Source organism: Nocardia sp. NPDC050697 (genome assembly GCF_040654395.1).
Lineage (GTDB): Bacteria > Actinomycetota > Actinomycetes > Mycobacteriales > Mycobacteriaceae > Nocardia.
The window spans coordinates 522,662-544,915 of the sequence record NZ_JBFAHY010000002.1; the positions used below are offsets into that span (position 1 = coordinate 522,662).

23 protein-coding genes are annotated in these 22,254 nt (G+C 69.5%); 14 read left to right on the forward strand and 9 right to left on the reverse strand.

Annotation, left to right across the window (positions count from 1 at the left end):
• Positions 1-47: 47 nt before the first annotated feature.
• The 5 genes from AB0H71_RS09975 (at position 48) to AB0H71_RS09995 (ending at position 4,729) form a co-directional block, all read left to right on the forward strand.
• Positions 48-821 carry an N-acetylmuramoyl-L-alanine amidase gene (locus tag AB0H71_RS09975; protein ID WP_357017420.1) on the forward strand — a complete coding sequence of 258 codons (774 nt, stop codon included), beginning with the start codon at positions 48-50 and terminating at the stop codon, positions 819-821.
• Positions 821-1,033 carry a hypothetical protein gene (locus AB0H71_RS09980; RefSeq protein WP_357017423.1) on the forward strand — a complete coding sequence of 71 codons (213 nt, stop codon included), beginning with the start codon at positions 821-823 and terminating at the stop codon, positions 1,031-1,033. Before AB0H71_RS09975 ends, AB0H71_RS09980 begins: the two co-directional genes overlap by 1 nt.
• Positions 1,030-1,329 carry a hypothetical protein gene (locus AB0H71_RS09985; protein ID WP_357017426.1) on the forward strand — a complete coding sequence of 100 codons (300 nt, stop codon included), beginning with the start codon at positions 1,030-1,032 and terminating at the stop codon, positions 1,327-1,329. Before AB0H71_RS09980 ends, AB0H71_RS09985 begins: the two co-directional genes overlap by 4 nt.
• Before the next feature lie 656 nt (positions 1,330-1,985).
• Entirely contained in the window at positions 1,986-4,175 is a 2,190-nt protein-coding gene (locus AB0H71_RS09990; protein WP_357017428.1) for a hypothetical protein, read from the forward strand.
• On the forward strand, positions 4,172-4,729 hold the full coding sequence (locus tag AB0H71_RS09995) for an SMI1/KNR4 family protein (protein ID WP_357017431.1): 558 nt from the start codon (positions 4,172-4,174) through the stop codon (positions 4,727-4,729). The genes AB0H71_RS09990 and AB0H71_RS09995 overlap by 4 nt, the downstream gene beginning before the upstream one ends.
• Before the next feature lie 147 nt (positions 4,730-4,876).
• Here the strand turns inward: AB0H71_RS09995 and AB0H71_RS10000 are convergent, their stop codons facing one another.
• Positions 4,877-5,443 carry a hypothetical protein gene (locus AB0H71_RS10000; protein ID WP_357017433.1) on the reverse strand — a complete coding sequence of 189 codons (567 nt, stop codon included), beginning with the start codon at positions 5,441-5,443 and terminating at the stop codon, positions 4,877-4,879.
• A 775-nt stretch (positions 5,444-6,218) separates the two neighbouring features.
• Here AB0H71_RS10000 and AB0H71_RS10005 point away from each other — a divergent pair.
• Both AB0H71_RS10005 and AB0H71_RS10010 read left to right on the forward strand, forming a co-directional pair.
• Complete coding sequence (locus AB0H71_RS10005) at positions 6,219-6,755, forward strand: hypothetical protein (protein ID WP_357017436.1); 537 nt, start codon at positions 6,219-6,221, stop codon at positions 6,753-6,755.
• Between the two features lie 251 nt (positions 6,756-7,006).
• Positions 7,007-7,654 (forward strand): GAD-like domain-containing protein, encoded by a 648-nt coding sequence (locus tag AB0H71_RS10010; RefSeq protein WP_357017438.1) that lies wholly within the window; start codon positions 7,007-7,009, stop codon positions 7,652-7,654.
• Positions 7,655-7,857: 203 nt separating this feature from the next.
• Here AB0H71_RS10010 and AB0H71_RS10015 read toward each other — a convergent pair whose 3' ends face one another.
• From AB0H71_RS10015 to AB0H71_RS10025, 3 genes are read right to left on the reverse strand one after another with little or no spacing between them, the layout of a single operon-like run.
• Complete coding sequence (locus AB0H71_RS10015) at positions 7,858-8,895, reverse strand: hypothetical protein (RefSeq protein WP_357017441.1); 1,038 nt, start codon at positions 8,893-8,895, stop codon at positions 7,858-7,860.
• A complete protein-coding gene (locus AB0H71_RS10020; protein WP_357017444.1) occupies positions 8,892-10,067 on the reverse strand; it encodes an ATP-binding protein in 1,176 nt (391 codons plus the stop codon). Before AB0H71_RS10020 ends, AB0H71_RS10015 begins: the two co-directional genes overlap by 4 nt.
• Positions 10,034-10,696: a response regulator transcription factor gene (locus AB0H71_RS10025; protein WP_357017447.1), complete on the reverse strand. Its 663-nt coding sequence runs from the start codon at positions 10,694-10,696 to the stop codon at positions 10,034-10,036. Before AB0H71_RS10025 ends, AB0H71_RS10020 begins: the two co-directional genes overlap by 34 nt.
• 199 nt (positions 10,697-10,895) lie before the next feature.
• Here AB0H71_RS10025 and AB0H71_RS10030 point away from each other — a divergent pair, with 199 nt between their 5' ends.
• Entirely contained in the window at positions 10,896-11,090 is a 195-nt protein-coding gene (locus AB0H71_RS10030) for a hypothetical protein (RefSeq protein WP_357017450.1), read from the forward strand.
• Positions 11,091-11,147: 57 nt separating this feature from the next.
• On the opposite strand, the gene AB0H71_RS10035 is transcribed toward AB0H71_RS10030, so the two are convergent.
• Both AB0H71_RS10035 and AB0H71_RS10040 read right to left on the reverse strand, forming a co-directional pair.
• Positions 11,148-12,245 carry a DUF4185 domain-containing protein gene (locus tag AB0H71_RS10035; protein WP_357017452.1) on the reverse strand — a complete coding sequence of 366 codons (1,098 nt, stop codon included), beginning with the start codon at positions 12,243-12,245 and terminating at the stop codon, positions 11,148-11,150.
• A 133-nt stretch (positions 12,246-12,378) separates the two neighbouring features.
• Positions 12,379-14,211, reverse strand: coding sequence for an acyl-CoA dehydrogenase (locus AB0H71_RS10040; RefSeq protein WP_357017455.1), 1,833 nt, complete (start codon positions 14,209-14,211; stop codon positions 12,379-12,381).
• A gap of 167 nt (positions 14,212-14,378) precedes the next feature.
• Between AB0H71_RS10040 and AB0H71_RS10045 the strand changes: the two genes are divergently transcribed.
• Complete coding sequence (locus AB0H71_RS10045) at positions 14,379-14,978, forward strand: alpha/beta family hydrolase (RefSeq protein WP_357018476.1); 600 nt, start codon at positions 14,379-14,381, stop codon at positions 14,976-14,978.
• 12 nt (positions 14,979-14,990) lie between these two features.
• Here AB0H71_RS10045 and AB0H71_RS10050 read toward each other — a convergent pair whose 3' ends face one another.
• Together AB0H71_RS10050 and AB0H71_RS10055 are read right to left on the reverse strand one after the other, a co-directional pair.
• Complete coding sequence (locus AB0H71_RS10050; RefSeq protein WP_357017458.1) at positions 14,991-15,662, reverse strand: class I SAM-dependent methyltransferase; 672 nt, start codon at positions 15,660-15,662, stop codon at positions 14,991-14,993.
• A 22-nt stretch (positions 15,663-15,684) separates the two neighbouring features.
• Positions 15,685-16,791: a DUF4185 domain-containing protein gene (locus tag AB0H71_RS10055; RefSeq protein ID WP_357017460.1), complete on the reverse strand. Its 1,107-nt coding sequence runs from the start codon at positions 16,789-16,791 to the stop codon at positions 15,685-15,687.
• A gap of 210 nt (positions 16,792-17,001) precedes the next feature.
• Between AB0H71_RS10055 and AB0H71_RS10060 the strand changes: the two genes are divergently transcribed.
• The 3 genes from AB0H71_RS10060 to AB0H71_RS10070 are packed head-to-tail and all read left to right on the forward strand — an operon-like array spanning position 17,002 to position 19,931.
• On the forward strand, positions 17,002-18,528 hold the full coding sequence (locus tag AB0H71_RS10060; protein WP_357017462.1) for an acetyl-CoA acetyltransferase: 1,527 nt from the start codon (positions 17,002-17,004) through the stop codon (positions 18,526-18,528).
• The gene (locus AB0H71_RS10065) at positions 18,525-19,289 is read left to right on the forward strand and encodes a crotonase/enoyl-CoA hydratase family protein (protein WP_357017465.1); all 765 of its coding nucleotides are present in this window, start codon (positions 18,525-18,527) and stop codon (positions 19,287-19,289) included. The genes AB0H71_RS10060 and AB0H71_RS10065 overlap by 4 nt, the downstream gene beginning before the upstream one ends.
• 3 nt (positions 19,290-19,292) lie before the next feature.
• Positions 19,293-19,931, forward strand: coding sequence for a TetR/AcrR family transcriptional regulator (locus AB0H71_RS10070; protein WP_357017468.1), 639 nt, complete (start codon positions 19,293-19,295; stop codon positions 19,929-19,931).
• Here AB0H71_RS10070 and AB0H71_RS10075 read toward each other — a convergent pair whose 3' ends face one another.
• A complete protein-coding gene (locus AB0H71_RS10075) occupies positions 19,932-20,708 on the reverse strand; it encodes an alpha/beta hydrolase (protein ID WP_357017471.1) in 777 nt (258 codons plus the stop codon).
• 53 nt (positions 20,709-20,761) lie between these two features.
• Here AB0H71_RS10075 and AB0H71_RS10080 point away from each other — a divergent pair, with 53 nt between their 5' ends.
• Positions 20,762-21,604, forward strand: a complete 843-nt coding sequence (locus AB0H71_RS10080) for an oxygenase MpaB family protein (protein ID WP_357017473.1) — start codon at positions 20,762-20,764, stop codon at positions 21,602-21,604.
• Positions 21,601-22,188: a TetR family transcriptional regulator gene (locus AB0H71_RS10085; RefSeq protein ID WP_357017476.1), complete on the forward strand. Its 588-nt coding sequence runs from the start codon at positions 21,601-21,603 to the stop codon at positions 22,186-22,188. The genes AB0H71_RS10080 and AB0H71_RS10085 overlap by 4 nt, the downstream gene beginning before the upstream one ends.
• Positions 22,189-22,254 lie beyond the last annotated feature (66 nt).

Genomic DNA, 22,254 nt, shown 5'->3' on the forward strand with positions numbered 1-22,254 from the left:
CCGCACGCCACGGCGTGCGGTGCGTCCGCCCGGAAAGGCACGGGACTATGGCCTGGACAGGTGACCCCGGGTGGCTCGCCGACGCTCTGCGCGACGAAGGGCTGCGCGTCGTCGAATTCCCCGGCTGGCGGGAACGCGGCCACGGCGACTTCCGGTCGATCTGGGGCATCATCGCCCACCACACCGGCGGCTCGAACACTCCGCCCGCCGAGATCGCCTTCGGCTTCCCGCAGCTGGCGGGGCCGCTCTCCCAGCTGCACCTCGCCCGCGACGGCACCGTCACGGTCATCGCCGCCGGCATCGCCTGGCACGCGGGCCGCGGCCGCTGGCCCGGCCTCCCCGAGGACGACGCCAACTTCCACACGATCGGCATCGAGGCCGCCAACAACGGCACCGAGGGCTGGTCCCCGGTCCAGTACGACGCGTACGTGGGCTGCTGCGCCGCCATCCTGCGCCGGCTCGGCCACGGCGCCGACCGGGTGCTCGGCCACAAGGAGTGGGCCGGCGCCAAGCAGGGCAAATGGGATCCCGGCGGCATGGATATGGACCGTTTCCGCGGCGACGTCGCGGAACGACTGAAAGGGGGCGCGCTGATGGCGCTTTCCGACCTCGAACAGCGCGAACTGCTGGACAAGCTGCGCCGCGTGCACTTCGAGCTCACGTACGGCTTCCAGTCCCGCATCGCGGACTCCGACTACCGGGACACGCTCGCCGGTTACGTCCTCAACTCCGACGCCGCGGACTACCGCAGCGAGCAGCGTCTCAAGGCACTCGAGCTCAAGGTCGACCGGCTGCTCGAGGCGAAGGAAGGAAAGATCTGATGTTCCGCAGCAAGCTCCCCGAGCCCGCCCTGATCCGCTCGGTCCTCGTCGCCCTCACCGGCGTCATCGCCTTCCTCGCCGGCCGGCAGATCGACACCGGCTGGATCGACGCACTCCTCGCGCTCTACGGCCTGCTCACCCCCGTGCTCGCCGGCATCCTCATCCGGCCCGCGGTCACCCCGATCGCCCGCCCCGCGGCGGGCGATGAATGACGCAGAGCTGGCTGAGCCCGGAGCTCGTCCAGGCCCTCGGCGCCGCCGCTGCCACCGTGATCGGCGCCGTCACCGCCTGGCAGGCGCGTGAAGTCACCAAACTCCGCTCCCGCGTGGAGGTCCTCGAGGCGCAGGCAGTCGATGACAAGTTGCGCTTCCGGGACGCGCTGCGGTTGATCCGGGCGCTGCAGCAGCACATCGACCAGCTCCGCGGGTTCCTGCGCGTGCACGTGCCGGGGCAGGAACCGCCCGCTGCGCGCTACGACATTCCCGAATCGCTGCGCGACGAACTCTGAACTGTTCTAGCCCACCACTGAATGGGGCAGATGATCTCGGCACCGGGCCCTTCCGTCACGACCCCGAGAGGTCAGGCGGAGGGGCCCTTTCGCGTGCCCCGCAGCGCCCGCTCCGACACCCGAGGTGATCCATGACCACGACTACGAGCCGCGTGACCCCGGACTCCTGGATTCACGACCGCGCCGCCTGGATTCGTGCGGCCACTCCGGTGCAGACAGCCATAGGCGAATCGGACAACGTGCGAGCCAGTGCACCATCGCGGGTGCACGAGTTCTACAACATGACCCCGCGGTCAGTGGCCAGCGCACTCGAGCGGATCGCCGCGAGCCGGGAGATGATCCAGAACAACACACCGCCCCTCGTTCTGCAGCCGATCGCCGTACCCCATGTCGGCCCAGAAGCTGAGCTGGGCGGCGGCGGTGGTAGTCCGAAATCGAATGCGCCTGCAATCGCACCGCCTCCCAAGCCCGTGCAGCCGGGGGTGACGACTCCGTCCACACCGGCGCCGCCCTCGAAATCCCCCGTGCAGCCGGGAGTCACGACCCCGTCTACTCCGGCGCCACCGGCCAAGTCGCCGGTCCAGCCGGGAGTTACGACCCCGTCCACGTCACCGCCGCCGCCGCCGCCGCCGGGGAAGTCTCCGGCGCAGCCAGGCGTGACGACACCCGCTGCCCCCGAACCCGAGCGTGATCCGCTGCTGGCAGCCAAAGGCCCGAACCGCGACCCGCTGCCCATGCCATCCACCGTCGGCCGAGAAGCAGGTGTGCCCTGGTTCGAGCAGCGCGACCAAGACCTCACCGTGCAGTACACGATCCTCGAGGGCAACAACGGCGACTCCGTCGACGCGGTGGTCAGGGACGCCGCGGGCAACGAGATCTCCCGGGCGCGGATCGTCACCATCGATGCCACCGGCAGATACAAGAGGTGGCAGAACGACGCGACAGGCAGTGCCTCCTACTTCGAGTCGGGCGCACCCGACATAGTGGGCTACGGCCAGCACTTCGCCCCCGGTACGTCCACGAGTGGTCGACCGACCTCGGAGTTCGAGACATCACCCGATCTCACCCGGGTCCGCACCGTGACCTACGGCGACGACGGCCAACGCCAAGCCACCGATATCGGCTCCCGCAACGCGGCGGGTCTCTACAACAACCTGCACGTCGACAACTACGGCAACTCGATCGAAGTCACCGCTGCACCCGATGGTTTCGGTGGCGTGGACAGCAGGTTCACCGGCATGGTCGACAGCGCGGGCAACGGCTGGCGCAGAGCCACCGAAATCGATGATCGCGACTGGACGGTCACCACCGACAGCCAGGGCCGCTCCATCATGATGCGCACCGAACCCGACGGCGACGGGACGCGCCACTTGCGTCTCGACCACACCGGCCTCACCACGGAGTTCCGCGGCAAACCCGGCCAATGGTGGCGCTCGACCACCTCGCCTTCGGGCTGGACGACGGTACAGCTCAACGATTCAACCAGGATCCACCTCGACCGCGACGGCAACGAGATCGGACGGAATAAGCGCCCGGCACCACCGCTGTGGGAACAGTTCGGGATGGGCGCCGCCGACAGCGCAGTCGGCATGGTCTACGGCATCGGTGCCCTGTCGGGGATCACCAACTCCATCAACGACATCGGCCGTGTCTTCGGGAAGAACCCACACCTCATGACCCGCGAAGAGGCCCTCCAAGGCCTCGGCGAGCAACTGTGGAACATCGGTGCCGCGGGAGCAACCGCCCTGGGCATTACCGTCTGGGAACTCGGCGCCGCCTCGCTCGGCAACCAGAACTGGGGTGGTGCCTTCGACAATGCCCGCCTGGCAATCGGCAACGCCTACAACGAACAATCCAAGCTGGTTATCGGCACCGACTGGTCCGGTTACAGCGACCACTCCGCCTACACACTGGGGCAAGCCGCCTTCGGTGTCGGGACCTTCCTGCTTCCGAGCAAGGGCTTGGGTGGCGCGGGAAAGACGGGAAAGGGCACGGGGGCTGTCGATGGAGCTGCCCGAGCCGTCGCCACGTCACGGATGTCCCAGACGGTCGGCGGAATTGCGCGAGCGCGGGACTTCCTTACCGGTCGCTCGGCCGGACTCACGACGTCGAATGCCAAGAACTCGGCGATGCAGGGCCTTTCTTCCGGGCTGCGAACCGGCGGGGCGAACAAGCTCACGGCGTGGGCGGGCAGAGCCCGTGACGCGGGCGTGGCGGAGATCCGCTGGTGGGGTGGTTTCGCCGACAGGGTCAGCGCAACGGTTCAGCAGGCGATGGCGTCATATGCGCCGGCCGGCGCCGGGGCCGACGTGGTCGTCAGTGCCCGATTCAACACGTCGAGGCCTGCGAGCGCAGCCGGCGGGCGCCCTCGTCGTGCTTCGCCTCCGAGGTCGCGATCGGCTACCGGCTCGCCGTCCGCATCGACATCGGTGACCCACGGTACTCAGATGGCCAGACTCGGGGTCGGGTCCGGACCTGTACGATTTCGCCTTCCCGCCAACGCGACCCCGGCCGAGATCGCGCAGGCAATCGAATACCGGGATCACGCCAACGCGGCGCTCGCAAGCGGTGCTTTGTCACCGGTGGGCAGGGTTGCCACAACGAGAACGTTCGAAAGCGTGAAAAACAGCATCACACGCGCTGAAAGGCGGCGAGCCGCTGCCGCGGGAAACCCCTACGGAGCAGACGTCGCCGCGCACCTGCCGGACTCCACCTGGCTCGGGGTGCCAACTCCCCCTGCTTGGGGAAGACATACTCGCCGCATCAACAACGTACTCGGTTCGCAGTCCGGCAAATATCCAATAGGATATCATCCTACGATGTTCGAGATCGAGGGGATACCGTGAGCGAGACTATCGATTGGCGTAGCTATATCGGGTATCTGATAATGCTGAAAGGTAAAATCGATGAGATAGATCCCGATTTCATGGACGAGTACACTATCCCTCGAGTTGCGGCACTGGAATCGGAGATATCGGCTATCGAATCGGCTATCGATTCCGAATTCCCCGATCAGTACAGAGAGTTCCTTCTCCATGCGAATGGCTGGCCCTATTTCTACTGGATAACGGATCTTTTCGGGACCCCGGAACTCGGCGGCGCCGACGGTATCGGGCGAGTCGCTGAACTCGACCTGGCCGATCTCGCGGCAGAGGGTCTTCTGGCTGAGCTGGGTCTCGGTAGCGCCGATGTGATCCCCATTGCGGCAGGTGAAGGCAGCGAGCATATTTTTCTCATGGTCAAGAGAGACATATCGACCATGGGCGGGAAGGTTATCTGGGTATCAGGTGGAGAGGTTGTAGACGTTCTGGATGACTTCGAGTCCATGTTCCGTGTAGTGGTCGCCGAGCACGAGCAGATGATGAACGAGGCCTATGAAGGTGCCAATAACCGTGAATGACCGTTGCTGGTCCGTCGGAGGGGGGCGTAGTCGGAACATCTTCCGGCTACGCCGCGGAGCGGCCTCGCCAATGGACCGGTATCTCGGCCGTAGAAATGTTCATCTCCAGGATTCGCTCAAACGGGTGTGCGAGTTCGAGCGGCCGAGCTATTCGGTGACCTGCGCGCTGTCGGCCAGCTGGGTGGCGATTCCATCGCGGCCGAGATCCAGTCGACGCACGGCGTCGGCTCTCGAGCTCACCAGGGTGACGGCCCGCCGCCGCCCCGGCGGCAGAATCCGCACTGTCACCACACCCTCGGTGACGGTGTCCGACTCGTCGACGATCCGCCTGTGAATCCGCTCCCGCACAACCGGATCCGTCCCGGTCAACCCGCCGTCGTCGTGCAATCGCACCCGAATCCCCGCTCCCGTGCCGCCCGCACAGCGGCATCCAACTCCGCCCCCACCAACCCCGGCGGCCCGCACCGTGTCCCGTAAATGCGCCTCCAGCAATAGAAACTCGGCAACCTCCGAATCGAGAAACGGCGGTCCGGCGGCAATCCGATCCAACGCCGGACAAACCAGCCGATCCAATCGCCGCAACCGCGCATCCCGAACCGCCAGCGCCACACCGGCGGCGGCGTCATCGGCCGCGCGCCGGGTATCTGCGGCCCCCAGCCGATAGATTGTGTCCGCAGCAGGGACGACGGTGACGGCGAAGAGCGTGCTCATCATGAGCCGCCCGGCATTCAGCGTCGAGGGAGCGTCGCTGAGCCCCCGGAGCGCAACTGCTCGACCTGCTGCGCCTCACACGCGGATCGGGTCGCCGCGGTTACCTCCGCCGACGAGCGGGTGCGGTCCAGCAGCCGCGCGGTGCGCAGCGCCATGAGCGCGGCACAGGTGTGGAGCAGTGCGAGCTTAGATCAACTCGCAACTTCTGAAGCTATTCTCGAGTCGAGAACCGGCCACCGTCCGAGGCGGCTCGGGGATTAAGGGAGGGATTGTGATTTGATCCTCGCAGAGCAGGATGCCCCGCCGTTTGTCGCGCACGATCAGATACCACTCGGAAGTAACCGGCAGCAACAGACCGCGTGCGAATCGCGCTGTAGCGCCGTGACTTCGACACGCTTCGGGGCAACCGATGGGACATAACTACCCCGGATTCTTGCTCGGAATGAGCAGAAAGTAGTTGACAGCGCAGGTCGCGCTAGGTGAAGATTGGTGCAGCGCAACAGCGGCGCCTCGATCTGGAACTAACCGAAAATCCTCGGATTTTACCGTGGCCCCGCACCTTGTCCAAGGTGCGGGGCCACGGTCGTTCGAATCTGCGACACACTCACGTAGTCTTCGCCCTCACCCGGCACCATCTTCTGTCCGCCCGGGACGAGCTGCCGAGACCTGGCGTTAAGGAGTATCGAGTTCGAGAGGGCTTCGTGCTGGCCGCGGGAGAAGCGTGAAGCATCCCAGCGGTTTGGGATTATATTCTTCGAGTGACGTGGAGGGCTGAGTTATGGAACATGTAACCGAACTCTTCGATTCGGTCATATCCATGTCACCGGCCGAGATCGAGACGTGGGTGCTCGACGTCGATCGGCCGCTGTCGTCGTTCAACTGGGAAGGTCTGGCAGAAGTTGCTGGAGCAGAAGCGATGGCGGGTACTCGTGCGGTAGATCTGGCCTGGGCTCGGGTGGCTGTCGCTGTAAGAAACCGGATGGAGCGGCGGGCTGATTCGGAATCCGAGCAGAGGCGGCAGTATCTGAACGGTGTGCGGTTGCGTGCGGAGATGGTGGAACGACACGGAGCGCGATCGGACAGTTCTCTGTTGGATTGCCGAGATGTGCTGCGGAAATTCACGCAGCGGTGGTCCGGTCGATACGACTCGGTCGATTCCGATGCCAGCCATTGGCGAGACCTTCCCAGAGCCCGGATTCTCGACCTGCGTCTCCTCAAGAATGAACTGTCCGTACTGAAAAGGCTTGCCCCATTCGCGGTGGAAATCGACGATGCGATAGCGCCGTGGATGTCGTTGTGGAATCGTTTGCCGTGATATGTGAACCCGCGGCCGCGCCGAAACCTGGCGAGCGGGTGCACGCGTTCGCGGCCGCCCGTGCCCGCTCTACAGCGGTCCCGTTCGGATGGGAATCGGCAGCAGCCCGCACGTCGGGCTTCCGCATCGAGTCGACTTCAAACGCCAATGGAAGGGGCGTCGCGCAGAGGACTTGAGGAAATATGCCGAAGATCTGGTCAGTCGAGGTTTTGGTGATCACTTACTCAATATTGAATGGGGTCTGAGCTAGAATGCCGTTCTCTGTAGATCGAATTACCGAGCAGTGGGGTCGGCCCACGTCCTTCCATGCGGCGCCACCCGAGCGTTTCGAAATGTTCGCCGGCGTTGTCCCTGATTTTCTCCTCGAGGTCTGGCGTGAGCTGGGATTCTCGGGATTTCGCAAAGGGCTGTTCTGGATCTGCGATCCCGTCGTGTGGCAGCCGACCGTCGACGAATGGACTCCCGACCTGACCTTGCCGTTCGAGGAGACTCGATGGGTCGCCGTGTCCAGGACGGCTTTCGGAAGGCTGGTTCTCTGGGGCGAGCGCACCGGATTGAGCCTGACTGTCGTTCCCTACTCGGGGATGATCTTCCCGGTCGACAAATCACAGGGCATGGTCGACAGCTTCGAGCGGGATCTGCAGATCATCACGTACTTCACCGCACCGCTGACGGATGTGCTGGATCCGGACGGTGACGACGATCGTCCACTGTTCAAGCGCGTGCTGAAACGGCTGGGGCCGGTCGACGTCGACACCATGTACGGATTCGTACCGGCGTCGGCGCTGGGCGGCGCCATGCTGCCGGAGAACGTCGAGATCGTCGATGCGGAGGTGCACCTGCAGATCTTGAGCGAGCTCACGCCGCGGGCGCTCATGGGAAGCAACCCCTACCTGTAGGCCGGAACTCGGCGCGCAGTGGACCGACGGAAAGGTGGCGCGACTCGATGAATGTCGGGGACCTGTTTCGGTCGATCATCTCCGAGATCCGGGAGCAAGCGGAGGAGAGAGCGGTGACGCCGGCATCTGCGCTGCATGCGATTGTGGGTAGAGATGGTCGCGCACCATTGTGAAAGCCCGGCTTCGGTCTGAAACATTGGTGGTCAGATAGGTGGCCCGCTGTCGGCGGGCTGGGTGGCAATTCCATCTCGGCCGAGATCGAGCCGCCGCACCGCCGCGGCCGCCGAGCTGACCATGGTGACGGTCCGCCGCCTCCCCGGCGGCAGGATCCGCACCGTCACCACACCCTCGGTGACGGTGTTCAGCTCCTCGGCGATGCGCCGGTGAATCCGTTCCCGGACAGCGGGATCGGTGCCGGAGAGCCCGCCGTCATCGGTCAACCGCACCCGCACCCCACGCTCCCGAGCTGCCCGGACGGCGGCATCCAGCTCCGCCCCCACCAGCCCCGGCGCCCGCAGCGTGTCCCGCAGGTGAGCCTCCAGCACCAGGAATTCGGCGATCTCCGCTTCGCGGAACGGCGGCCCGGCCGCGATCCGGTCGAGCGCCGGACGAACCAGCCGGTCCAACCGCCGCAACCGCGCATCCCGAACCGCAAGCGCCGCGCCGGCAGCGGCATCGTCGGCCGCCCGCCGCGTGTTCTCGGCCCGCAGCCGATAGATCGTGTCCGCGGCGGGAACGACGGTGACCGCGAAAAGCGTGCTCATCATGAGCGGCCCGGCATTCAGCACCGAGATGGAGATGGCCGTACCCGCCGACTGCCCGGTCAGCGTGGTCCACCCCAGGCAGACGAGGGTGAGCGAAACCCCGCCGATCCACCCGGCCACAATCCGGCGGCGCACGCAGAGAAAGGTGTACGGCACGATGGAGGCCCCGACCGGCCACAGCTGGTGCGGCGTCTGCAGCGGCAGCGAGAAGGCGCTGAACTGCAGCGCGCAGGCCGCGGGGCAGGCGACCACGATCACGACGGTGGCCCAGAGTGGCAGCGGGTCACCGGGGGTGGCGATCAGGACGACCCCGGCCAGGACGAAGAGCAGGACGGCGCCGACGACGGGCCAGCACGCGGTGTAGGTACCCCACGAGGCGAGCGGCTGCGCCACCGTGGCCAGCAGGTAGAAGCCGGTCAGCACCCAGGCCACCCAGGTGCGGGCGCCGAGCAGGGTCCAGGCGTCGCCGCGGTTCATGCCGCCCGCCAGGTGAGCCGGATGCTGGTCCCGGCGCCGGGCGCGGAGGTCACCGCGGCGGCCCCACCGGGCAGCTGCCGCATGCGGCCCTGAATCCCGACGCTCACCCCGAGCCGCTCCGGCGGGACGGCGGCGGGATCGAACCCGCGCCCGTCATCGGTCACCACGGCGGTGAGCGACCGCGGTTCCACCCGCAGCGCGACGGCCCGATCCGCATCGGACCCCGCGTGCCGCAGGCTGTTCCGCAACGCCTCGGCCAGCGCGGCCCCCATGGCCCGCACCACCTCGGCCGGGTACGACGTCTCCGACGCCACCTCCAGCTCGATACCGAGCTGCGCATCCACCGCCGCCGCGGCTGAACGCAGATGCGCGGCAGCGGCTTCCGCGTCGAAGGGGGCGTCGCTGAGACCACCCGAGCGCAACTGCTCGACCTGCCGGACAGCCTCCTCGGCCTGCCGCACCACCCCGGGATCATCGGGTGTCCGCGCGACGGCGAGCAGCGCGCTCATCACCCAGTCGTGGGTCAGCCCGTCGATCCGCGCCCGCTCGACCTGCTGCGCCTCGCGCGCGGAGGCGGTGGCGGCGGTGGCCTCGGCGGACGAGCGGGTGCGGTCGAGCAGGCGGGCGGTGCGCAGCGCCATGAGCGCGGCGCAGGTGTAGAGCAGGGTGAAGGAGAAGGACCAGGGGATCTCGACGACGGGGTTCGGCGGGTCGACCCGGAGGACGGCGTTCACCAGCTGGGCGCCGACGGTGGCGGTGGCGAGCAGCGCGATGGTCGGCAGCGGCGGCCAGACGATGGCGACGGCGAGCGCGGGCAGTCCGGGGATGGTGGAGAGCCAGACGCCGTGGTCGATATCGATCTCGCGCCCGTCCCAGGCCAGCGGCCAGGTGGCGACGGCGAGCAGGAAACCGGCGGCGGCGGCCGAGACCGCGAGCCCGAGCCGTTCCGGCCGCTCGGGGGCCGCCGCCACCACCAGGCCGAGCGCGGGGGCGAAGACCGACACCACGGCCAACGGCAGCCACCACGCTGCGGTCGCCCGCGCGGTGTCCGCGATATCCGAGGCCAGCACCAGGAAATACGCCAGGTAGCCGAAGGCGACGAAGCGGGCGAAGAGCCGCTTCATGCGCAGCTCGGTGCTCATCTCCCCCGGCGGCGCGGGATCGGTAGCCATCCGTCCTCCACGGCTCGTTTCAGCAGTTCCGCGCGGTTGCCGGAGGGGCGCCCCGCGGCCTCGTACTTGCGGCGGATGCGCTTGAGGTACTCGGTGACGGTGTCCTCGGCGATATCCATGAGGTGCGCGACCCTGGCCGCGGTCTCGCCGGAGGCGTAGAGCTCGAGCACCTGGCGCAGCTGCGGCGGCAGGTCGACGGCGAAATCCTCGTCGCCGTCGATGGCGAGCGCCAGCTCGGTGCCGAGCTCGCCGTCCTCGCGGGCGGCGGCGCGCACCGCCTCGACCACCCGCTCCGGCGGCTCGGATTTCAGCACCATGCCGCCGACGCCTGCCCTGGCCGCCGCGCGCATGAGGTAGGGGTCCTCGCCGGAGGTGTAGACCAGGGTGCGCAGCCCGGCCGCGCGCAGCCGGTTCACATTGTCGCCGGGCGCGGAGCCGTCGTTCAGCCGCAGGTCGAGAATGACCAGATCGAGCGGAACCCGCTGGGTGAGCAGCTCTTTCACGGTCTCCGCGGCGGCCTCGATGCGCAGCTCCGGGTGCGGGGCGAGGATGATCCGCAGCCCGGCCACCATGACGGCGTGATCCTCGACGACACCGATCCGCACCGGTATCCGTTCATCGACCGACAAACTTTTCCCCTTCGATCCCCTAATGGGCCCCGATCTTAGGGGGCTGCCGGAGAACTCGGCAGTCGTACGGCGCGCTCGGGAAGAGAAGGAAAGCTGATTCACATCTCGGCAAACCGGTCTGTCGGCCCGCCATCTCTGGTAGACAGTCCGGACGGACGGCGAAATGACGCCGTTTCAGATCGGAAGATGGGATCGCTCCATGAAGGTACGTGCCGCCGCTGTCACCGTGCTGGCCGCCACCGGGCTGATGTTCGGCGCCGGGCTGGCCTCCGCCACCCCCTCCACGCCGCCGCCCAGCCAGGGTGACAGCCTTACGGTGCTGCTGACCGCGCTGCTCGGCCTGCTCGGCACCGGCTCCTCCACCGGCGGCGGCGCGGACAGCGGCATCGGCTGATCCACGACGCCGATCGCCCCGCCGCGGAGCTCCCCGCGGCGGGGCGATCTCGTGCGTTCAGCGCAGAACGTCCAGCGGAGTGCGCATGAGCAGCACGTTGTACTGGTTGTGCACGGTGAGCAGGTAGTACAGGTCGTCGCCGGTCTGGTAGGGCCAGATCATCGGGGCGTAGGCGCTGGGCAGGTCGCGGGTGTCGATCAGCACGCGCGGCTCGCTCCACGGCCCCTCCGGGGCGTCGGCGGTGCGCGCGACCACCGAGTTGGTGGCGTCGGTGGTGGTCATGACGTACTTGCCGAGGTAGCCGCTCCAGTTCACCGAGAGTTCGGCGACGCCGCCGACGACGGGCGCGGAGGCGAGCGGATCGTTGAGTTTCCACTCCTTGCCGTCCCAGTACTCGTACGCGTCGATATTCGCGATCTCCGGCTCGCGCACCCGGGAGACGAAGCCGGGGTTGTTCCGGCCGCCGGGCGTGCCGTAGCGGTAGACGAAGCCGTCCCGCTTCAGGAAGGCGTTCTGCTGGAAGCGCTCGTGGCCGTCGACGTTCGCGCGGCGGGTGGTGGTGAGCTGCTGCCAGGTCTGGCCGTGGTCGTGCGAGACGGCGAGGGTGGCGAAGTTGGTGTCCCACTTCCCGTGGTCGCCCCAGGCCCGCACCGACATCATGCTGAGGTACTGGTCGCCGCCGACCGAGACGCCCGCGGTCGGGATCAGGCTGATCTCGATGCCGGGGATCTTGGGACTCGGCAGCGGATTCGGCACGAAGCTGTCGAAGCGCAGCCCGTTCGCCGGGTCGTGGTTGCCGGAGCGGACGAGGGCGTTGCTGGTCCAGGCCCACATGCTGCCCGCGAGCAGGTTCGGGAAGCCGAGCCCGGCGCTGTCGCCGAAGGCGGTGAAGAGCGTGCCGTCGCCGTCCCACATGACGCCGAGGTCGGTGCCGAGCATGTTGTACTGCTCGGTGCGGTTCGGGCTGTCCATGCCGGTGACCTGGAAGACCGCCTCGGTCCGCCCGGGCAGCTTCGGCAGGCCGCGCGGCTGGCCGTTCATGCCGGGGATGGGGTTGACGTTGTTCGGGTCGGCGCCGGCCGGCGCACCGCCGGTGACGACGACCGTCAGGGCCAGCGCACCGGCCGTGACCAGGGCTGACAGCGAGCGTTTCATCCAGGCGGTCCCTTCTGCGTAGCCGGGTCGGCGTGGCCCATTCTGCCTGCTGTCCCCGGATTCGGAAGGGGGCGCACCCGGAAACGACAACGGCCCGGTGGGAACCGGGCCGTTGCCGAGCGAGCGGGACGAATCAGAAGGCCGCTTCGTCGAGCTCCATGATCTCGTTGTCCAGGGTGGCCAGCACGGCGCGGGTGGCGGTGAGCTCCGGCAGCACGTTGCGCGCGAAGAACTGCGCCACGGCGACCTTGCCGGTGTAGAACGCCTCGTCCTTGCCCGCCCCGCTGTCCAGCGCGGCGATCGCCAGCTCGGCGTGGCGCAGCAGCTGCCAGCCGATGAGCAGGTCGCCGACGGCGAGCAGGAAGCGCACCGAGCCGAGGCCGACCTTGTACAGCTCGGCCGAGTCCTCCTGGGCGGCCATCAGGTGCCCGGTGAGGGTGGCGGCCATGGCCTGCACGTCCTCCAGCGCGGTGGCGAGCAGCTTGCGCTCGCCCTTGAGCCGGCCGTTGCCCGCCTCCGAGTCGATGAACTTCTGCACCTGCCCGGCCACGTGGCCGAGCGCGACGCCGCGGTCACGGGCGATCTTGCGGAAGAAGAAATCCTGCGCCTGGATGGCCGTCGTGCCCTCGTACAGGGAGTCGATCTTGGCGTCCCGGATGTACTGCTCGATCGGGTAGTCCTGCAGGAAGCCGGAGCCGCCGAGGGTCTGCAGCGAATCGGTCAGGTACTGGTAGGCCCGCTCGGAGCCGACGCCCTTGACGATCGGCAGCAGCAGGTCGTTGACCCGGGCCGCGAGATCGGCGTCCGCGCCGGAGACCCGCTCGGCGAGCGCGGCGTCCTGGTGCGCGGCGGTGTAGAGGTAGACCGCGCGCAGCCCCTCGGCGTAGGCCTTCTGGGTCATCAGGCTGCGGCGCACGTCGGGGTGGTGGGTGATGGTGACGCGCGGCGCGGCCTTGTCGGCCATCTTGGTCAGGTCGGCGCCCTGCACGCGCTGCTTGGCGTAGTCCAGCGCGTTCAGGTAACCGGTGGAGAGGGTGGCGATGGCCTTGGTGCCGACCATCATCCGGGCGTGCTCGATGACGTTGAACATCTGCGCGATGCCGTTGTGCACCTCGCCGACCAGCCAGCCGGTGGCCGGGACGCCGTGCCCGCCGAAGGTCACCTCGCAGGTGGAAGAGGCCTTGAGCCCCATCTTGTGCTCCAGCCCGGTCACGAAGACGCCGTTGCGCTCGCCGCGCTCGCCGGTCTGCGGGTCGAAGTGGAACTTGGGCACGAAGAAGAGGGAGAGCCCCTTGGTGCCGGGGCCGGCGCCCTCGGGGCGGGCCAGCACCAGGTGCATGATGTTCGGGAAGAGGTCGTCGGAGTCGCCGTTGGTGATGAAGCGCTTGACACCCTCGATGTGCCAGGAGCCGTCCTCCTGCTTGATCGCCTTGGTGCGGCCGGCGCCCACGTCGGAGCCGGCATCGGGCTCGGTCAGCACCATGGTGGCGCCCCAGCCCTGCTCGGCGATGAGCTTGGCCCACTGCTTCTGCTCGTCGGTGCCGTTGTCGTGGAAGATCTGCGAGAAGCCGGAGCCGGCGGCGTACATGAAGGCGGCGGGCTGCGCACCCAGGATGAGCTCGGCGAAGGCCCAGTACGCGGCGCGCGGCATCGGCAGGCCGCCGAGCTCCTCCGGTACGCCGAGCCGGTCCCAGCCGCCGTCCTGCATGGCGCGGTAGCTCTTCTTGAAGGGCTCCGGCAGGTGCACGGTGTGGGTCTCGGGGTCGAAGGTCGGGGGGTGGCGGTCGGTCTCGGCGAAGGACTCGCCCAGCGGGCCCTCGGCGAGCCTGCGCACCTCGTTGAGCATCTCCCGCACGGTGTCGGCGTCCAGATCGCCCCACGCGCCGGTCTCCAGCAGCGATTCCAGGCCCAGTACCTCGAAGAGGTTGAACTCCAGGTCGCGGACGTTGCTCTTGTAGTGACCCATGTCGGTACTCACTCTCCGTTGAGTTGGTGCGGTCGGTTGTCTGCCGTTCCCGCCCAAGATGCAGCTACTCGCGGGTAACTTACTCTTCATATTACCGGCCGGTAATGAGGTAGCAAAGTCGAACGGGTCGATGTGACGCGAGGAACATCGAGTCGTTACGGTTGACTGTGCGCATCGACACCAGTGCGGGGCCCGCCGAGGTCGAGATCGACGACGTTCTCGGGCCGTCGCTGCTGGTGGTTTTGACCCACGGCGCCGGGGGCGGGGTCGACGCCAGGGATCTGCTCACCGTGCGTGACCTGGCAGTTCGGTGCGGGGCGGCGGTGGCGCGGGTTGTGCAGCCGTACCGGGTGCGCGGGGCGCGGGCGCCGGGGCCGGCGGAGAAGCAGGATGCGGCGTGGCTGGAGCTCGTCGCCGCGCTGCGCGAGCGCTACGGGCCGGTGCCGCTGGTGCAGGGCGGGCGCAGCAACGGAGCCAGGGTGGCCTGCCGGACCGCGACGGCGGCCGGGGCGCGCGGGGTGCTCGCGCTGTCGTTCCCGCTGCATCCGCCGGGGAAGCCGGAGCGTTCCCGGCGCGCGGAGCTGCTGGCGGCGGCCGCGGCCGAGGTGGTGGTGATCAATGGGGGTAGTGACCCGTTCGGCGTCCCGGAGGCCGGTGATGTCGCGGAGCTGCACGTGATCGCGGGGCAGCCGCACTCGTTCCGGCGCGGGTTCGACGAGATCGAGAAGGTCGTCGAGCCCTGGCTGCGCCGCTGGTCGGCGCGCTGATCGCGCCGTTCGTCAGTCCCCGGGAGAATTTTCCCTTTTTCTCGCGACCACGAGCGCGTCGATGGCGTCGCGCTCCTCCGTAGGCCGGAGCACCCGCTCCGCGACCGCGATCCGGATCTGCGCCGACAGCGGGCCCAGATCGGCACGAATGTCGTCCGGGGTGAACAGGATGGACGGATCCCGCGGCCCGCCGTACCCATCGCTGATATTGGTCGTGTCGTGCCCGAGCACCAGCAGCGTGCCACCGGGCGTCAGCACCTCGGCGGCCCGGCGCACCAGCGCGCGCCGCTCCTCCGGCGGCAGGTGCAGGAAGACCATGAGCACCAGCTCGTACCGCCCGGTGAGCACCGCCGGGTCGGTGAGATCGGCGCACTCCCAGGTGATCCTGGTGCGCACCGAGCGGGAGAGCCGGGTGGCGACGGTGCGCCCCTTGTCCACCGCCACCTGCGACCAGTCCACCGCGTGCACCTGCCAGCCGTGCGTGGCCAGCCAGAGCGCGTTGCGCCCCTCGCCGCAGGCCAGGTCGAGCGCGCGCGGCAGCTCCGGCACGGTGCCGTCCGGGTCGGCGACCAGCTCCGGCGCCCGCTCCAGGCCGTGGATGTGCTGGACCACGGTGCTGTTCGGCGGGGCGCCCCAGACGAGCTCGGTGCTGGCGTAGCGCTCGTCCCATGCGGCGGCATCCATGCCGCCCAGTCTAGGAAGCGGGTCAGAGCGTGGTGCGCATGAGCACCACGTTGTACTGGCTGTGCACGGTCGTCATGAAGTACAGGTCGCGCCCGGTCTGGTAGGGGAAGATCGACGGCGCGTACGCCGACGGCAGCTCACGGGTGTCGATGATGACCTCCGGCGCGCTCCACGGCCCCTCCGGCGCGGGCGAGCGGCGCAGCACCACCGAGTTGAACGGGTCGGTGGTCAGCGAGACGTACTGGCCCAGGTACTCGTTGTAGAGCACCGAGAGCTCGCCGACGCCGCCCATGATCGGGGCCGCGGCGTTGACGTCGTCCTTGCGCCAACCGCCGCCGTCCCAGTACTCGTACTCGGCCAGGTTGCCGATGTCGGCGCCCTTCACCCTGGCCACGTAGGCGGCGTTGTTGCGGCCGGAGCGGGTGCCGTACTCGTACACCCACTCGCCGCGGCCGACGAAGGCGTTCATCTGGAAGTTGGCGTTGCCGCCCTCGTTCGGGCGCTTGGTGGCGGGCAGCTCGGCCCAGGTCTCGCCATTGTCCGCGGAGGCGGCGAGGCCGGAGAAGTTGGTGGTCCACTGGCCGGCGGCGTCCCAGGTCTTGATCGACATGAGGCTCATGAACTGCACCCCGCCGACCGAGATGCCCGCGGTGGGAATGCGGCTGATCTCCAGGAACGGCACCTTGGGGCTGGGGATCAGATCCCGCGCCTGGCCGAATACGTCACGCACGACGCTGTCGAAGTAGATGCCGTTCGCGGGGTCCCTGGTGTCGCTGCGCAGCAGGATATTGCTGCGCCAGGCCCACACGCTGCCCGCGAGCAGGTTGGGGAAGCCGAGCCCGGCGGTGTCGCCGAAGGCGGTGAGCATCTCGCCGTTGCCGTTGTCCCACATGATGCCGAGGTCGGTGCCGAGCACGTTGTAGGTCTGGGTGTTGTTCGGGCTCGCCATGCCGGTGACCTGGAAGACGGCGCGGGCGCGGCCGTTCAGGTGCGGCAGCCCGGTGCTGCCGTTCAGCACCGGGATCGGGTTGATGGCGTTCGGGTTCGCCGCCGCCGGTGTCGCCGTGGTGAGGAGCAGGGCGGAGAGCCCGGTGAGGGCGGACAGCAGCAAGCTCGCGGTCTTCTGCACGGTGGGGAGCCTCCGGCGTCGTGCCGGGGACCCGTGCCGCACACCCCCGCCGTTCGTGCGATGCGCCACACCCCGACTGTCTGGCAAATCGAACGAATGCTAACAGCGCTGCCCGGAAAATCCAGGGCTTGCCACCGTCGTTTTCTGGCGATTCCGCCGCACGCCAGTTACCGTCAATGTTGACGGTAACTGGCGACGAGCGGAGGAACGATGCTGCCAGCCGGAGTGGATCCACGAACCCCGGTCCTGGTCGGAGCCGGACAGGTGGTGCACCGCGGCAAGGAGCCGGGGCTGCCCGGCCCCGCCGAACTCGCCGCCGAGGCGCTGCGCCGGGCCGGCGCGGACAGCGGCACCGGCGACCGGCTGCTGCGCGCGGCCGACCTGGTCGCGGCGGTCTCGCCGGTGAGCAAGCCGTACGAGGACCTGGGCGCGCTGGCCGCCGCCGAGCTCGGCGCCGCCCCGGCCCGCACCCTGCAGTCGGTGCGCTTCGGCGGCGACGCCCCGATCAAGCTGCTCGGCCGGGTGGCGCAGGCCATCGCCGAGGGGAAGGCCGAGATCGCGCTGCTCACCGGGGCCGAGGCGGTGGCCGCCGGGATCACCGCGGCGCGCACCGGCATCACCCCGAGCTGGCCGGACGAGCCGGCGGGCGCGGTGCCGGACGAGGTCGTCGGCACCGATCGCGGCCCGAACTCGGAGCTGGAGAACGCCGCCGGGCTCTGGGGCCCGGTGTACTTCTACGCGCTCATGGAGACCGCGCTCCGGGCCCGCCTCGGATTGACCGAGGAGGCGCACCTGGAGCGGATCGGCGCGCTCTGGTCCCGCTTCTCCGCGGTCGCCGCCGAGAACCCCTTCGCCTGGCAGCCGGAGCGCCGCACCGTCGCCGAGCTGATCACCCCGGACCCGTCGAACCGCCTGGTCGCGACGCCGTACCCGAAGCTGCTCACCGCCAACCTGACGGTCAACCAGGGCGCGGGGCTGATCGTCTGCAGCGCGGCCGCGGCCGACGCGGCGGGCGTGCCGCACGACCGCTGGGTCTTCCTGCACGGCGCCGCCACCGCCACCGACGAGTGGTTCGTCTCCGAGCGCGCCGACCTGGCCGCCTCGCCCGCCATCGCCGCGGCCGGCGGCGCCGCGCTGCGCGCCGCGGGCGTCGGCATCGACGAGGTCGCGCACATCGACCTGTACTCCTGTTTCCCGATCGCGGTGCAGGTGGCGGCCGAGGCGCTCGGGCTGCCGCTGGACGACCCGGCCCGCCCGCTCACCCTGACCGGCGGGCTGACCTTCGCCGGCGGCCCCGGCAACAACTACACGACGCACTCGCTGGCCGCGCTGGTCCAGGTGCTGCGCGCGCACCCGGGTGATTTCGGGCTGGCCACCGCGCTCGGCTGGTACCTCACCAAGCACGGCGCCGCGGTGCTCTCCGCCCGCCCGCCTGCCGGGCGCTTCCGGGCCGAGGAGCCGGAGGTGCCCGCCGCGCGCCGGGCCACCGCGCCCGGCTACACCGGCCCGGCCACCGTGGAGTCGTACACCGTCGCGTATCGAAAGGGCCGGGATGGCGCCGACGAGCCGGAAGCCGTGGTGATCAGCGCCCTGAATCCGGCGGGTGCCCGCATACTGGTGCGGGCCTCGGACGCGGAGACCATCGCGGCCTGCACCGACGGCGACCCGCTCGGCGCGGCCGTCGAGATCACGGCCGCCGACCGGTTCGCCCCGCTCACCGAAAGGACTGCGCTGTGACCGATTCGCTCCTGGTGGAGCAGCGGGACTCGATCACGCTGCTCACCGTGAACCGCCCGAAGGCGCGCAATGCCATCGACCTGGCGACCGCGAGGGCCATCGAGGCCGCGGTGGACGAGTTCGAGGCCGACGACACCGCGCGCGTGCTGGTCCTCACCGGCGCGGAGAACACCTTCAGCGCGGGCATGGACCTGATCGCCGCCTCGAAGGGCGAGATGCCGATCACCCAGAAGCGGGGCCCGCTCGGCATCACCGCGAAGCCGCCGGGCAAGCCGATGATCTCGGCGGTCGAGGGGTACGCGCTCGCCGGTGGTTTCGAGCTGGCGCTCGCCGGTGACCTGATCGTCGCCTCCAGCACCGCGCGCTTCGGGATTCCCGAGGTCAAGCGGGGGCTGGTGGCCGCGGCGGGCGGCGTGCTCCGGCTGACCCAGCGGCTGCCGCGCCCGATCGTCGCCGAGCTCGCGCTCACCGGCGGCCAGATCGCGGCGCAGCGCCTCTACGACCTGGGGCTGGTGAACCGGGTGGTCGAGCCGGGCACCGCGCTCGAGGTCGCGCTGGAGCTGGCGGCCGAGATCGTGGCGGCGGCGCCGCTCTCGGTGGCGGCGAGCAAGCGGATCATCGACGAGTCCCCGGACTGGTCGAGCGCCGAGGCCTTCGCCAAGCAGGGCGAGATCGCGCTGCCCGCGCTGATCTCCAAGGATGCCGCCGAGGGCGCGATCGCCTTCGCGCAGAAGCGCGACCCGGTCTGGCAGGGACGCTGATCGGTGCCGGGCCGGGTCCGCGAGACGCAGGAGCAGCGCCGCACCCGCATGCGGGCGCGGCTGCTGGACGCGACCGTGGCCAGCCTGGTCGAGGTCGGCTACGCGGGCACGACGACGCTGGAGGTGCAGAAGCGGGCCGAGGTGCCGCGCGGCACCCTGCAGCACCACTTCCCGACCAGGGCCGACCTGCTCGCCGGTGCGGTGGAGCACGTCGCGCTGCGCCGGATCGCCCAGCTGGAGACCGAGTTCGACGCGCTGCCCGAGGGCGAGGACCGGCTGGCCCGTGCGGTCGACATGACCGCGCGCATGCTCTCCGGCCCGGAATTCCTGGCGGCGCTGGAGATGTGGGTGGCGGCGCGCACCGATCCGGAGCTGCGCGCCGAGTTCCTGCCGCTGGAGGTGCGGCTCTTCGAGCAGATGCAGAGCCGGGTGCGCGAGGCGTTCCGCAGCGAGTTCCCGGACGACAGCCGGGTGCCGATCATCACCGAGTTCACCATCGAGATCATCACCGGGCTCGCCATGCGGGCCATGCTCACCGGTGACGTCGCGGGCAACCGGAAGATCCAGCGCCGCTGGGACACCGCCGTTCGGGTGCTGCTCGGCACCGCCGACCCGGCGTCGCTGGCCCCGCGCCGCGGCTGATCAGCGCTGGTCGAGCAGGACCCGGGCGCACCCGGCCGGGTCGTCGTAGAACGGCGTGTGCCCGCTGCCCGGCAGGGTGATGTGCCTGGCGTTCGGCAGCAGCCGCCGCGCCCTCCGGCTCTGGGTGGCGTAGGTGAGCAGGATGTCCCGATTGCCCCAGGCCACCGTCACCGGGATGTCGGCGAGCGCGCCGAGTTCGTGCAGCCGCGCGTCGCGGAACGAATCGAGCGCCTCGGGGAAGCCGGGCGCGTTCATGGCGCCCTGCACGGTGGCGAGCGCGACCTCCGGCGTGACCTGCCACGGCTTGCCGAAGACCAGCTCCAGGAAGGCGGTGCGCCCGGCCGGGTTGCCGAGCAGCGCGGGCAGTTTCGGCTCGATGGCCCGGCCGAGGCCGCGCGCCCGGCCCAGCGACTGCTGGCACCAGACCCGGCCCGCGGTGCCCCAGAAGCCGATGGGGGAGAAGGCCGTCACCGAGCGGGCCAGGCCGCGCGCGGCGACTTTCAGGGTGATCAGCCCGCCCATGGAGTTCCCGGCCAGGTGCGGCCGCTCCAGCCCCTCGGCGGCGATGAACTCGGCGAGCGCGTCGGTGAGCGTCTCGACGGTCGTGTGCGGCAGCGGCGCGCTGCCGCCGAATCCGGGCAGATCCACCGCGATGACCTCGAACGATCCCGCCAGCCGGTCGAAGAGCGGCTCCCACACCTGCCACCGGCTGCCGATGCCGTGCACGAGCACGAGCGGTTCGCCGGAGCCGGTGCGGTGCTGGTTCAGCTTCACCATGGCTGGAACCCTAGCCCATTGCCGGGCAACAAATGGTCAATTACTGTTGCTCTATGTCTTCCGTAGAGCAGGTTACGGTGCCGCTCGGCCCCGATTCGCTGACGTGGCGGTACTTCGGCGACTGGCGCACCTACCTCCTGGCTCCGGCCGCCGGGATCATGCAGCTCATGCTGCCCGGGCTCGGCGCGGGGGTGACCCAGCACTCGAACTTCTTCACCGAGCCGTGGGAGCGCATCTTCCGCTCGGTGCCGCAGATCGCGGGCGTCGTCTACGACGGCCCCGAGGCGCTGGCCACCGCCGCGAAGGTGCGCGACTACCACCGCGACATCAAGGGCGTCGACCACAACGGCAGGCGCTACCACGCGCTCGATCCCGAGGTGTACCACTGGGCGCACGCCACCTTCCTGTGGGCCGCCATGATGACCGCGGACATCTTCGACCACCCTCTGAGCGAGGCGGAGAAGCAGCGCTTCTACGCCGAGGGCAAGCAGTGGTACCGGCTCTACGGCGTCAGCGAGCGCCCGATGCCCGCCGACTGGGCAGGCTTCCGCGCCTACTTCGACCGGGTCTGCGCCGAGCAGCTCGAGGTCACCGAGGCGGCGGCCTGGGTGGTGGCCCAGCTCGACGACCCCGCCGAGATGCAGATCCCCTTCATTCCCGACCTCCTCTGGAAACTCTTCGGCAAGCGCTTCATGCGCGAGTACCGGGTGGTCGCCGCGGGCACCATGCCGCCCGCGGTGCGCGAGCGGCTCGGGCTGCCGTGGGGCCCGCTGGAGCGGGCGCGCTTCACCGCGCTGGTGCAGCTGGTGCGCCGGATCTGGCCGCTGCTGCCGGAGCGGGTGCGCTACCAGCCGCGGGCACTGGCCGGGATCGCCAGGGAGCGCGGGGCGGCGTGAGCACCGCGCTGCTGGAGGAGCCGGGCACCGGGCAGGACCCGGTGACCGTGCGCATCCTGGAGGCGGCGCTGGCCGAGCTCGGCGACTACGGGCTGCGCCGGGTCTCGGTGGAGGACATCCGGCGCCGCGCGAAGGTCAACCGCACCACCGTCTACCGCCGCTTCGGCACCAAGAACGAGCTCATCGCCGCCGCGCTGCAGCGCTGGATCCTGCACGTGCTGACCGAGATCGCCACCGAGGTCGCGAACCGCCCCACCGTCGGCGAGCGGCTGGTCGAGGGGTTCGTGCGCGCGGTGCTGCTGGTCCGCACCGACCCGCTGATCGGCAGGCTGCTGCGCAGCGAGCCGGAGACCTTCCTGCCGCACCTCACCACCGAGGGCGCGCCCATCCTGCGGGCCTGCCGGGAATTCCTGGCCGCCCAGTGCCGCGCGCTGCGCCCCGGCTTCGACGCCGACGCCGCCGCGGAGATCGCGCTGCGGCTGGCGCAGTCCGTCGTGCTCACCCCGGAGGGCTGGTTCGACCTGCGCGACGAGGCCGCGCTGCGCGCCTTCGCCACCCGCTACCTGGGGCCGCTCACCCGGTGACCCCTGGGGCTGGTGCGGAGCCCGCCGGGTGCGGCATGATCCGCAGCGGATGCATACGCAGAGGGA